The 11,501-nt window shown below is 62.4% G+C and carries 11 protein-coding genes; 4 read left to right on the forward strand and 7 right to left on the reverse strand.

Annotated features, from left to right (window positions below; genetic code table 11):
- Positions 1 to 100: 100 nt before the first annotated feature.
- Together HMPREF2765_RS00015 and HMPREF2765_RS00020 are read right to left on the reverse strand one after the other, a co-directional pair.
- Complete coding sequence (locus HMPREF2765_RS00015; RefSeq protein WP_070603989.1) at positions 101 to 1,210, reverse strand: sucrase ferredoxin; 1,110 nt, start codon at positions 1,208 to 1,210, stop codon at positions 101 to 103.
- Positions 1,211 to 1,322: 112 nt separating this feature from the next.
- Positions 1,323 to 1,946: a TetR/AcrR family transcriptional regulator gene (locus HMPREF2765_RS00020; RefSeq protein ID WP_070603990.1), complete on the reverse strand. Its 624-nt coding sequence runs from the start codon at positions 1,944 to 1,946 to the stop codon at positions 1,323 to 1,325.
- A gap of 158 nt (positions 1,947 to 2,104) precedes the next feature.
- On the opposite strand from HMPREF2765_RS00020, the gene HMPREF2765_RS00025 reads away from it, so the two are divergent.
- Positions 2,105 to 3,229: an ABC transporter permease gene (locus HMPREF2765_RS00025; protein ID WP_246824899.1), complete on the forward strand. Its 1,125-nt coding sequence runs from the start codon at positions 2,105 to 2,107 to the stop codon at positions 3,227 to 3,229.
- Between the two features lie 132 nt (positions 3,230 to 3,361).
- Here HMPREF2765_RS00025 and HMPREF2765_RS00030 read toward each other — a convergent pair whose 3' ends face one another.
- Complete coding sequence (locus tag HMPREF2765_RS00030; RefSeq protein ID WP_070603992.1) at positions 3,362 to 4,189, reverse strand: UDP pyrophosphate synthase; 828 nt, start codon at positions 4,187 to 4,189, stop codon at positions 3,362 to 3,364.
- A 291-nt stretch (positions 4,190 to 4,480) separates the two neighbouring features.
- On the opposite strand from HMPREF2765_RS00030, the gene HMPREF2765_RS00035 reads away from it, so the two are divergent.
- From HMPREF2765_RS00035 to HMPREF2765_RS00045, 3 genes are all read left to right on the forward strand, one after another.
- The gene (locus HMPREF2765_RS00035; protein WP_005507918.1) at positions 4,481 to 4,873 is read left to right on the forward strand and encodes an RNA-binding S4 domain-containing protein; all 393 of its coding nucleotides are present in this window, start codon (positions 4,481 to 4,483) and stop codon (positions 4,871 to 4,873) included.
- An 88-nt stretch (positions 4,874 to 4,961) separates the two neighbouring features.
- Positions 4,962 to 6,410, forward strand: a complete 1,449-nt coding sequence (locus tag HMPREF2765_RS00040) for an MATE family efflux transporter (RefSeq protein ID WP_083303596.1) — start codon at positions 4,962 to 4,964, stop codon at positions 6,408 to 6,410.
- A gap of 213 nt (positions 6,411 to 6,623) precedes the next feature.
- The gene (locus tag HMPREF2765_RS00045; RefSeq protein ID WP_070603993.1) at positions 6,624 to 7,280 is read left to right on the forward strand and encodes an NAD(P)H-dependent oxidoreductase; all 657 of its coding nucleotides are present in this window, start codon (positions 6,624 to 6,626) and stop codon (positions 7,278 to 7,280) included.
- 290 nt (positions 7,281 to 7,570) lie between these two features.
- Here the strand turns inward: HMPREF2765_RS00045 and HMPREF2765_RS00050 are convergent, their stop codons facing one another.
- From HMPREF2765_RS00050 to HMPREF2765_RS00065, 4 genes are all read right to left on the reverse strand, one after another.
- Positions 7,571 to 10,090 carry a heavy metal translocating P-type ATPase gene (locus HMPREF2765_RS00050; protein WP_070603994.1) on the reverse strand — a complete coding sequence of 840 codons (2,520 nt, stop codon included), beginning with the start codon at positions 10,088 to 10,090 and terminating at the stop codon, positions 7,571 to 7,573.
- 139 nt (positions 10,091 to 10,229) lie between these two features.
- Positions 10,230 to 10,616 (reverse strand): chorismate mutase, encoded by a 387-nt coding sequence (locus HMPREF2765_RS00055; RefSeq protein ID WP_070603995.1) that lies wholly within the window; start codon positions 10,614 to 10,616, stop codon positions 10,230 to 10,232.
- 29 nt (positions 10,617 to 10,645) lie between these two features.
- On the reverse strand, positions 10,646 to 10,861 hold the full coding sequence (locus HMPREF2765_RS00060; RefSeq protein WP_044150011.1) for a heavy-metal-associated domain-containing protein: 216 nt from the start codon (positions 10,859 to 10,861) through the stop codon (positions 10,646 to 10,648).
- 63 nt (positions 10,862 to 10,924) lie between these two features.
- A complete protein-coding gene (locus HMPREF2765_RS00065) occupies positions 10,925 to 11,350 on the reverse strand; it encodes a metal-sensitive transcriptional regulator (protein ID WP_070603996.1) in 426 nt (141 codons plus the stop codon).
- Positions 11,351 to 11,501: the final 151 nt, after the last annotated feature.

Consider the following 11,501-nt stretch of genomic DNA (forward strand, 5'->3'; position numbering starts at 1 on the left):
TTTGTTGTCCAAGAAACGGGAGGCAGTTCACCCGAGAAGGTGCCCGCCGGGGCTTTACGCTGTCTACATCATGCGCGGGTGCTAGAGCTGGCGCAGGGGGTTAGAGCTGGTGCAGCGCGAGCAGCTCGCGGCTGAAAGCATCTGCGGGACCCTTGCCGCACGAGTTGGGGCGCGGCTCAAGGGCGACCCGCTCGAAGAAGGTGACCCAGGTGCGTCCGTCGGTGTGGGAGGTGAGTGCCGCCTCTATGGTGGGGTGTTCGGCGGTATCTACCGCGGGGTCGATGCCTGCCTCACGGAGTGTACTCAGTGCCTCCGCTACCGATGTTTCACGTGAAACCAAACCTCCAGAGGTTACTTCTTCACCCTTTTTCTCCAGTTCGAGGCGTACGGCAACCTCCGCCGCCTGCTCCACCGGAGTATCCGTGCTGCGGCCTCGCAGACCGTGCAGCGACGGAATGGAACGACCCGCCAGCGACAGGTACGCAGCCAGCGCCGAAGGCTCCGAGAGGCGACCGTAGGTGTAGCCGGTGGGCAGCATAATGCCGACCGGGGCAAAGCGGTGGCCGCCCGTATGCGAGCACTCCCAGACCGCATTACCCGGCAGGATATCCGCCAGGTGCGCCGCAATGGGGCGACCGCGCAGGGCACAGCAGCGGTCACGCTTGGAGTGGGTGCATACGAGAATGGCGGGGGAATCCATGAGCTCCGCGCCGGTCGCCTGAATCAACTCCTGGGGGTTGCCCAGGGGTAGTTCGAGGAGCTGTTCGGGGGTGCTCACGCTGAACGAGTAGAGCTTCTCCTCACCCGGGGTGCAGAGCGCGTAGAGTACCCGGTGGGTCGGGTCGCCGGATGCATCCGGCGCGCCGTGCAGTACACGCCCTGCCCTGCCCACCTGGCGGATCAGCAGGAACTTCAAACCCGCCTGCGAGACTGCCTCGCCCAACGCCTCCGAAAGTTCCTCACCGAGGGCGGAGCCGTCCAGCACGTCGCGACCCCACTGGCCCACGTGCTCGAGCGCCAGCCAGGCGGTGGCGCGTCCGGCGGTGCCGCCGAGCGCCTCGTCGTCGTAGAGGGAGCAGGAGTCTGCCGGGATGCTCGTGGCGCGGGTGCGTGAAGAGAGCTCATCGGCGTGTGCGGCACGCAGGTTGTTCAGCTCGGCGGGGTTGGTGGCGCGCGGCTCGGGGGTTGCGGGGGTGCAGGATTCAGTCATGGTTTCTCGATTCTACGCCTGCAGGATGTGAATGACCTATGTTGCCCCTGCACGGTCTAAATGCTGAAAAACAACCGATCAAGGGTGATTTTAGGGACTATCAGTCGGTCAACTACTCGGGAAGAAGTGCCAAAGCGACGCGGTAGAGGCGGTCCTTTTCCTCGGGGGCGCCGAAGAAGGAGCGGAGCATGTACCCCTGGAAGACCATCATGAAGGCGTCTGCGGTGTCGCGAGCGTAGTCGGTGATGAGCGCTGCCTGTTCGGGGGTGCGCTGCGCCGGATCGGGGTTAATCTCGTGCAGAACGCTCAGCTGTTCAGCTGCCCAGGGGGTGAGGGTCTTTACGATGATGCCCTGCAATAGAGGCATGGTGTCTGCGGTTGCCCTGGCGATTTTGGGTGCGTGGAGCGATCCGGCGCGGATGCGCAGCATGGCGGAGAAATTGTCGTTTACCAGCTGGTTCGTGTGGATGGTTTCGAGAATATCCTGGGGGCCTGCGCCTTCGGGGAGTGTTTCGTAGAGCTCCTTGACGTTGTTGAGGCGCTCGTTGATGGCGGTGATGAGGATGTCTTCTTTGCCGGAGAAGTGCGAGTAGATGGACCCGGAGGACAGTCCGGAGGCTTTGATGATGTCGCTCATGGAGGTGTTGGTGTAGCCCTTTTCGAGGAAGCAGCTAATGGCGGCTTCGATGATTTGGGCTCGGCGTGCGGCTTTGGTGGCGTCTGTTAGTCGGGGCATGGTTCCAGTCTAGGGGGTGGGGCTAAAGAACGCGTAAACACAACACTGATTCTTTTTGTGACTTTACAAACAAAATAGCTATTTTGTTTGCACTCGGTAAAAATCGAGAGTAGAGTTCTGACTCGTAAACGAAATAAGCATTTTGTTTGGAGATTATCGTGAACAACGAAACCACCACCGCACGCACCGAGCGCTCCTCCTGGATCAAGGTCATCAGCACCTCCCTGCTGGCATCCCTACTTGTCGCGGTCGTTATCCTCGCCTTCACCTGGCCCACCAAGACTATGGAAGCCAAGAACCTGCCCGTCTCCATCGCGGGCCCCGAGGTAACCGTCAGCCAGTTCGAACAGTCCCTCAAAGACAAGGGCATCGAGACCTTCGAACTGAAGCAGGCATCATCCCGCGAAGAGGCCGAGCAGCAGATCAAGCAGCGCGAAACCTACGGCGCAATCGTTTTCACCGAAGGTGCCGCACCCGAGGTGCTGACCGCCCCCGCCGCGAACGCCGCAGCAACCCAGATGCTCAACGGCGTTGCTACCCAGCTGAACGCGCAGATTCAGCAGAAGGTACTCGCCGCCAAGACCGAGGCACTCACCCAGGCGGTGCAGGCCGGCGGTGAGCAGGGTGCGCAAGCCGCCGCCCAGCTGGAGCAGATGAAGGCGCAGGCCGAGCAGGCATCCGCCATGGCTGTGAAGACCACCGCCGTGGTGCCCCTGAGCGAGGGTGACTCCTCCGGTTCCGGTATCGCTATCTCCGCGTTCCCGCTGGTCATTGGCGGTATTTTGGGCGGTTCGTTCTCAGCCCTGCGCGTGAACGGCACCTGGCGCCGCTTCGCCACCGCAACCCTGTACGCCGTCATCGCCGGTGCGCTGACCGCCCTGATTCTGAGCACCTGGTTCGGTTTCATCCCCGGTGACTTCGCAACCCTGTGGGCCGCATTCGGCGCAACCTACCTGGCTACCGCATCCTTCATGATCGGTATGGGTGCCCTGCTGGTTCCCGCCGCTGGCCTGGGTCTGGGCGCCGTGGTGACCATGTTCATCGGTAACCCCATTTCGGATGCGTCCATGCCGAGCGCGTTCCTGCCCGGTGCGTGGGGTCAGATTGGCCAGATGATGGTTCCGGGTGCCTCCTCGACGCTGCTGCGTTCGATTGCGTACTTCCCGGAGGCCGCAACGAGTGGCCAGTGGCTGGTGCTCGGTTCCTGGATTGCGTTCGGTCTGCTGACCGGCGTGATTGGCTGGGCCGTCAAGGAGCGCCGCACCGCAAAGGTGGAGGCATAAGCGCCGCGGGTTAGACCGCCGGTACAACGTGGCCGACGCAATGTAGTCGGCAAAACTTAAGAAGGGTGTGTGCCGTGTTCACTGAACACGGCACACACCCTTTTCTGCCGGCCAACCGACTGTTATTCGCTGTTATTGGTTGTCGAGGACGTACTGCTTAAACTGCTCGTCCCGGCGCTTGAATTCTTTGAGCTCATTCTCCAGGGCTGCCTGGTTCTTGGCGACGAGCGGCTTCTGGTACTGTGCCTCCAAGTCGTAGAGCTTCTGCGAACGGCCTACATCCTGATTGCACTGCGCCTGGATGACGGCGATTCGAATTTCCTCTTCTGAGGGGGTGGTGCTCTGAGGAATGTTCTTTTCTTCCTTGACGGTCACCTCACTATCGGGGGTGAGGCCCTTGTCCTTGACGCATCGCTTCCATTCGTCGTCGAGGGATTTTTTGAGCTGTCTATCCCCAGCGGCGTTTCGAACGTCGGTCTCCAAACGTGTATACGTGGTGGAGCCGCCTGGTGACTCTCCAATTTGCTTCATCTCATTGTGGGCGCGCTGATAGCATTCGGTGCTGACATCCTTCCCAGGGTCGGATGTGGGTGCAGGGGAGGACAGGTCCAGCGTATTCGAGTCATTGGGCTCGTGGAGACCATATTTTTGGGCGCGCTCAACATTCCAGATTCCGTAGGTCCTGCCGAGGTTCCTGCCGGATCCTTCGGTGGGGACGAACATCTCGTAGTGTTGCCCGTGTTCGGCAAAGCACTTTTTGCGGGCGAGCTCAAGGGCTTTGGTGAAGTATCCGCCCTTGCCGGCGGTGTTGTATGCGTCCAGAGGCAGGATCACCTGGTCATTTTCTACGTCGAAGATTGCTCGGGCGCTTTCATCCTTCTCCAACGTGGGACCGAAAGAGCAAGAAGACAGCACAGTGCTGATGAGGGCAGCCGCCAGAAGCTTTTTCAAAGCTGACATGGTGTATATCCAATCTGTTACGGGGAGCCCGTGGCGTCGCGGCCACACCCCCCCCGTAGACCACGCGAACTTGGTGGCCTTGAGAACACTTCTTGAGAAGGTGACTTAACAATACCCCTAGTGGATGCGGGTTTGCGCTCAATAGGCTGGTGCGTGCAGCAGAAAATTTTCTGCCGCATGGCAGGTTTGGTGCCGGTTGCGGATTTGCCTGGTGAGATTACGGTGAGATTGCGCAGGATAGGTGGGCGCACCTGATTTGGTGCCCCGCCCGCCTCGCGCCACAATGAACACATGACCGCAGAAGACACCAACGCACTAACCAGCGCCAGGCTCGACCTCTGGCTCTGGTCAGTGCGCATCTTTAAAACCCGCTCCCTCGCCGCCGACGAATGCAAAGGCGGCCACGTGCGCGTCAACGACGCCCCCGCCAAACCCTCCCAAAAACTCAAAAAAGGAGACGTGGTGCGCGTGCGCTACCCCGGCTGGGAACGCGTCTTCAAAGTTGAAAAACTCCTCGTCAAACGCGTAGGCGCCCCCATCGCCGTCACCTGCTACGAAGACCTCTCCGGCCCGCGCCCCGCCTACCTCTCCATGCCGCCGGTCGCCAAACGCGAACGAGGCAGCGGCCGCCCCACCAAGAAGGAACGCCGCGCCCTCGACGAACTACGCGGCCGAGGCGCCTAACAGCGCCCGTCTCGCACGCCCATCTCGTAGAGTGCACCCCGCCCCGCGCGCAGGCACCCGCCGCGGCGGCGGGGAGTAGCCTAGAAGGATGAGCACACAGAAGCACCTTATGGCTGAATCCAGTAGTACCGAACCCGGCGGCACCGAACCCGGTAGCACTGCGCCCGGCGCGCCCGTGAAGAATACTGCCGAGCCTTCGCTGAACCGGCGCATCCTCGCGCTCGCCGTACCCGCTTTCGGCGCGCTCATCGCCGAACCCATCTTCGTGCTCACCGACTCCGCCCTCATTGGCCAGCTCGGCAAGGCGGAGCTCGCGGGCATGAGCATCGCCGCCACGCTCGTCACCACGGTTGTGGGCCTCATGAACTTCCTCGCCTACTCCGTCACGCCCGCCGTGGCGCGCGCCTTCGGTGAGAAGAACCTGCGCCGCGCCTGGCAGATTGGTGTGGACGGCGTGTGGGTCGCCTTCGGCCTCGGCATGCTCCTCATGATCGCCGGATACGCCTTCGCAGACCCGCTGCTGCGCGGCCTCGGCGCGACCGACGAAACCATGAGCTACGCCCTCGACTACCTGCACCACTCACTCTGGGGCATTCCGCCGATGATGATTATCCTCGCGCAGGTCGGCACGCTCCGCGGGCTGCAAGACACCGTCACCCCGCTCAAAGTCGCCACCGTCGGCACGCTCGTAAATATTGTGCTGAACTGGCTGCTCATCTACCCGGTCGGCTGGGGCGTCGCCGGTTCGGCGACCGGCACCTCCCTCACCCAGTGGGGCATGGCTGCCGCCCTCGGCGTGGTCATGATGCGTGGCACCCGCGAACACGCCGTCCGCTGGGCACCCGACGTAGCCGGCATGCGCTCGGTGCTGTCGCTCGGCTCCTGGCTCATGCTGCGCACCCTGTCCATGCGCATCGCCTCCCTGCTGACCGTGTTCGTCGTGGCACGATTCGGCACCGAACACACCGCCGCCTACCAGCTCGGCATGGGCGTATTTAACCTCTTCCTCTACGCCCTGGACTCCCTCGCCATCGCCGCCCAGGCGCTACTCGGCAAGGAACTCGGCGAACGCGACCTCAACGTAGAATCCGAACGTGCGAAGGTGCGCCAGCTGAAAAACCGGCTGCTGCGCATGAGCCTCATCTACGGCGTCATCACCGGCCTGATTTGCCCGCTCATTGGCTTCTTCGGCTCCTGGATTTTCACGCAGGACGCGCAGGTGGCGTTCCTCTTCACCATCGCCACCGTCATCATTGCCCTCGGCCAGCCCATCGCCGCGTACGTGTTCACCCTGGACGGCATCCTCATGGGCGCGCAGGACGTGAAATACCTGGCGATTGGCTGCTTCATCATGCTCGTCGTGTACGTGCCGGTCATGCTCGGCCTGCACTGGGCGGTCGGCAACGGCACCATGGATGCGCTCGCCGGGTATTGCGGCTTGTGGGCGGCGTATATTCTGTACTTCCAGGGAATCCGCGCGGTCATTTTTGGTCGCCGCGCCTCCTCGGATGTGTGGATGAAAGCCGGTGCCGAGTAGGGGCATCATAGGAGGTGCTGGGCAGGTGCGCTCTGGGCGCCTTGGGTACCAGCCCACCGGCTTCGTACACCCTGTAATACGACACCGGCAATACGGTCCCGCCGCTCGCGGGCGTATTTCCTGCAGGCGTAACTAATCACATTTTCCGCCGCCCGCACCCTCCGCAGGTGTAGCATGACAGGATATTGAAACCCTCATGCAAAGGATGAAACCGTGACCGTAACCCGCGAAGAAGCCCTCGAAATTTTCGCCCGCCGCCGCGCAACCCGTGCCTACGACCCCGACCGCCGCGTCAGCGACGAAGACTTCGCCGCAATCCTCGAATTTGCGCGCCTGTCGCCCAGCTCCGTCGGCACCGAGCCGTGGAAGTTCCTGGTCATCCAGGACCCCGAACTGCGCGAAAAGCTCAAGCCGATTGCCTGGGGCATGGCGGGCGCCCTCGACGACGCGAGCCACGTGGTCGTACTGCTGGCGAAGAAGGGCCTGCGCTACGACACCCCGTGGATGCGCCGCACCCTCGAAGGCCGCAACCTCACCGAAGAGCAGATGCAGGCTGCACTCGAACGCTACGGCAACTTCCAGAAGAACGACATGAAGGTCCTGGAAAGCGACCGCGCGCTCTTCGACTGGGCATCCAAGCAGACCTACATCGCCCTGGGCAACATGATGACCGGCGCCGCAATGCTCGGCATCGACTCCTGCCCCATTGAGGGTATGAACTACGAGGCAGTGAACGAGCTGCTCACTTCTGCCGGCCTGTTCGACCCGGAGGAGTACGGCGTGTCCGTGGCTGTGACCTTCGGTTACCGTGCCCGCGAGATTGCCCCGAAGAGCCGCCGCTCCATCGAGGACCTGGTGACCTGGGCCTAAGGTTCTGCCCGGTTCTCGGTGAGGTTTTCTTGCCGGGTTTTGGAGCTCGGACTGTTGAGCTCGGGTTTTCGGGAGGGGCGTTTGAGCCAGGCTTTTGAGCTCGTTGTTCAAGCTAGGCGTTCAAGCCGCCGCCCGTGAAAACTGAATATAAAGAAATGCACCGCCTTTACACGGGCGGTGCATTTCTTTATATCTTTTACCGTGCGAAAAGCACGGCGAGATATGCTTTTGAATTTTTCGTTCAGGCTATTTCAATAGCTAATGTTTGGGCAATTTCGCGTTATGTTTCGCTACTTCCTAAACGCCGTCAGACGCATAGAATTCAGCACCACAAACACCGAACTAAACGCCATTGCCGCACCCGCAATCATCGGGTTCAGCAGGCCCGCCACGGCGACCGGAATAGCCACCGTATTGTAGGCGAACGCCCAGAATAGGTTCGACTTAATGGTGCGCAGCGTAGCGCGGGAGAGGCGCAGCGCCGTCACCACCGAGGCAATATCCGAGCGGGTCAGCACAATATCGGCAGCCTCCGCGGCAACGTCCGTGCCCGAACCCATCGCAATGCCCAGCTCCGCAAGAGCCAGCGCCGGGGCGTCATTCACGCCGTCGCCGACCATCGCCACGCGGTGACCGGCGGCCTGCAACTTCTCAACCACCTGCGACTTACCCTCCGGGGTCACGCCGGCGTACACGTTCTCAGCCGAAATGCCGACCTGCGAGGCGACCGCCTGCGCAACCTGCGGGGCGTCACCGGTGAGCAGGATCGGCTCCAGGCCGAGCTCACGCAGCTGTGCCATGGTCTCTGCAGCCTCCGGCTTGGGGGTGTCGGCAACCGAAATCATGCCGACCGGCTGCAGAGAGGAGGTGGTGTTCGGGGCCTCATCAGGTGCCTCACCGCGGGCAACCACCACGGTCGTCAGACCCGCCCGGCGAGCCTGATCCAGCAGAGCCAACTGGCCCTCACTCAGCTGCGCACCTGCCGCCTGCAGGTACTCGGGAGTACCCACAACAACCAGTCGGGAGGCGCCATTCTCGGTGCTTTCCTTGGCACCGTCACCCGCGCCGCTCAGCACGCCGCGCACGCCTCCGGGAACACCCTCAAAGCCGCTCACACTCGGCGCCGAAGCACCCTCAGCCAGCACACCCTGCTCACGGGCAAAACCGGCAATCGCGCGGGCAATCGGGTGCTCACTCAGCGCCTCCACGGCGGCGGCATCACGCAGAACAGACAGGGAACGCTCATTCTTGGAATCTGCGGATTCCGGCGAAATACCGGCAAAGTCACCCGCCGACTCATAGTCGTCAAAAGTGCCGTAGAACGCCACAGACATCTCACCAGTCGTCACGGTACCGGTCTTATCCAGAACCACACGATCAACCGTGCTCGTCGCCTCCAGCACCTGCGCATTACGAATCAAAATGCCCAACTGCCAGCCGCGACCCGTACCCGCCAACAGCGCCGTCGGAGTCGCCAAACCCAAGGCGCACGGGCACGCCACCACCAGCACCGACACCGCCGCATTAAACGCCGCAGCACCATCACCAGACACCAGCCACCAACCGACCAGAGTCAGCGCCGAAATCGCCAAAATCACCGGCACAAACACTGCAGAAACACGGTCTGCCAGGCGGGCAATCGGAGCCTTCGTCTCCTGGGCGCTCGCCACCAGCTCACCCATTTTCGCCAGGGTCGTCTCGGTGCCCACGCGGGTCGCACGCACCGTCAACGAACCAGACGTATTCACCGTGGCACCCGTGACCGTATCGCCCGGATGCACCTCCACCGGCACAGACTCGCCGGTCAGCAGGGACGCATCCACCGCGGAGGTACCCTCGACCACCACGCCGTCCGTGGCAATCTTCTCGCCCGGGCGCACCAGGAACAGGTCATCCGGCATGAGGTCCTCCACCGGAACCTGCACCTGCTTGGTCACGCCCTGCTTATCGGTGCGCAGCAGGGTCGCCTCCTTCGCGCCCATGCTCAGCAGGGTGCGCAGCGCATCCGAGGAGCGGTGGCGGGTGCGGTGCTCAATTGCGCGGCCAATCAGCAGGAACAGCGTCACCATGGACGCCGAATCGAAGTACAGCGGCGCATGGTGGCCGGTAAACATCGACCAGAAGCTGCCGCCCGCATGGTGCACGTGCGCCGTCAACGCCGGGTTCATGAGCAGCTGCGCCAGCGAATAGAAGTACGCCACGACCACGCCGAGGGACACGAGCGTATCCATCGTGGAGGAGCCGTGACGGGCATTGATGAGCGCGGCGCGGTGGAACGGCGCGGCGCACCAGAACGCGACCGGCGCGGTCAGAATCGCCACGACCCAGCCCCAGTTCGGGAACTGGAACGCCGGGAACATGGAAATCAGGAAGATGGGCACACCCAAAATCGCCGCATAAATAATGCGGTCAGTGAAGCCGCCGTTCATGCTCGGGGTGCTGTGCTGGTTGCCGCCGCCGGATGCGCTCGCGTTCGTTCCAGCGCCCGCGCGTGGCCCGTTCTTGAGGTGCGCCGTGTAGCCGGCATTGTTGATGGTCTCAACGATCTGCTCGTCGCTCACACCCTCGGGTACGATGACGCGCGCCGACTCCAGTGGCAGGTTCACCGCCGGGTCAACGCCGGGGATTTTGCGGAGCTTACGCTCCACGCGACCCACGCAGGATGCGCAGGTCATACCCTGAATATCCACGTGGATGATTCGGGTTGACTCCGTTGATTTTACGGTCGTTCCGGCGGAATTAAAAAGAGAGCGCTCACTCTGTAACGAGGGCTCACGGGTGGTTAGTGAAGGCTGTGTAGAAGACACAATACTTCCTCAAAAATATAAATGGGAGGGTAGAAAAAGGCGCACACCAAGCGGGGGGGCTCAAAGAACCCCGCCCCGGCGGTGTTTGGCGCAATGTTTAGGGTGCGGCGTCGAGAGCGCGCGAGGGGAAAATCAACGCGGCTTAGTGGTCGCCGGGCAGCCCATCCGGGCGGGTCGTGTGCGGACGAACACCGGTCACCTTCGCGCCTCGATCGGAGACGCCGTACGCGCGTTTCACGGCGGCCCGCGGGAACGGCGAAGCGTTCGTCTTCTCACGCGCCTTCAGACCCAGCTCGTGCTCGGCGGAACGCTTATTTTCGCTGGTGCCGCCGCGTCGTGAGGCGCCGGGCGCATCCTCACGCGCCGTATATTCGGGGCTCTGCTTGACCCAGGAATCGACCAGGGCGGGGTCCAGGCTCATCTGCCGGGCGACGCGGGCAATCGCGTCGCGCAGGTGCATGTTTTCGACGCCGACAAGGGTGCGGACCGCGCCAACAACCATCGCAATGTACTGCGGAGGGTAAGCCATGATGACTCCTAATCGAGCCGGCTGCCGCGCTAGACGGCGGGGGTGAAGCCAGCCTCCACGATAGCGTCTGCAACAGCCTGGGTGTTGAGGGTGCCCTCGTGCTCAATGGTGACGGTGGAGACGCCGTCCTTGACGACGTCCACGGTCACGCCGGTCACGCCGGGAACTTCGCTGACCTCTTCGCTGACGCTCATAGCGCAGTGGTTGCAGGTCAGGCCGGTTGCCTTAACGGTGGTGGTGCTCATGATGATTTCCTTTCGGTAATGGGTTGAAAACTTGGGTCCGCCCGGTGTTTAGGGGCAGCGTGTTTAGCTGCGCATGAGGCGCGAGATCGCGGCGGTTGCCTCTTTGACCTTGGCCTCTGCGATGGTCGGGTCGCCGGTGCGTTCGGATTCGACGGCGGCGCCGGTCACGCAGTGGCCGATGTGCTCTTCGAGCAGGTTCAGGGAGACGGCGTGGAGCGCCTTGGAGACCGCGGCAACCTGGGTGAGGATGTCGATGCAGTACTTGTCTTCATCGACCATGCGGGCGATGCCGCGAACCTGCCCTTCGATGCGGCGCAGGCGCTTGAGGTGCGCCTCTTTGTTGGAGGTGTAACCGTACTGGGTTTCGGGCGCCTCGCCACTGCAGCATGCGCCAGTGTGCGCCTCGGTAGGTTCCTTGGTGAGGGCGCCGGATGCGGTGCTGACCTGGGTGGATGTGCTGTGGCAGCACTGGTTGCTAGTGGTTTCCATGACTCCAGTGTATACCCTAGGGGGGTATACCGCAAGGGGGTTTTACGGATTGTTACGCGGTGTGGGTGCGGGGGCTTGTCGATAGGGGATTCTTCGATAGGTTACGGCCCTGTCGATAGGTTAGTGTCTTCACTGCGGGTTAAAGACCCAC

Source organism: Rothia sp. HMSC062H08 (assembly GCF_001810775.1).
Classification (GTDB): Bacteria; Actinomycetota; Actinomycetes; order Actinomycetales; family Micrococcaceae; genus Rothia.

What these genes read in the sequence shown, in the direction of transcription:
- HMPREF2765_RS00040 (WP_083303596.1), top strand. Translation starts at nt 4,962, where the DNA reads ATGAGCACACAGAAGCACCTTATGGCTGAATCCAGTAGTACCGAACCC.
- HMPREF2765_RS00015 (WP_070603989.1), bottom strand. Translation starts at nt 1,210, where the DNA reads ATGACTGAATCCTGCACCCCCGCAACCCCCGAGCCGCGCGCCACCAAC.
- HMPREF2765_RS00020 (WP_070603990.1), bottom strand. Translation starts at nt 1,946, where the DNA reads ATGCCCCGACTAACAGACGCCACCAAAGCCGCACGCCGAGCCCAAATC.
- HMPREF2765_RS00055 (WP_070603995.1), bottom strand. Translation starts at nt 10,616, where the DNA reads ATGGCTTACCCTCCGCAGTACATTGCGATGGTTGTTGGCGCGGTCCGC.
- HMPREF2765_RS00060 (WP_044150011.1), bottom strand. Translation starts at nt 10,861, where the DNA reads ATGAGCACCACCACCGTTAAGGCAACCGGCCTGACCTGCAACCACTGC.
- HMPREF2765_RS00030 (WP_070603992.1), bottom strand. Translation starts at nt 4,189, where the DNA reads ATGTCAGCTTTGAAAAAGCTTCTGGCGGCTGCCCTCATCAGCACTGTG.
- HMPREF2765_RS00035 (WP_005507918.1), top strand. Translation starts at nt 4,481, where the DNA reads ATGACCGCAGAAGACACCAACGCACTAACCAGCGCCAGGCTCGACCTC.
- HMPREF2765_RS00065 (WP_070603996.1), bottom strand. Translation starts at nt 11,350, where the DNA reads ATGGAAACCACTAGCAACCAGTGCTGCCACAGCACATCCACCCAGGTC.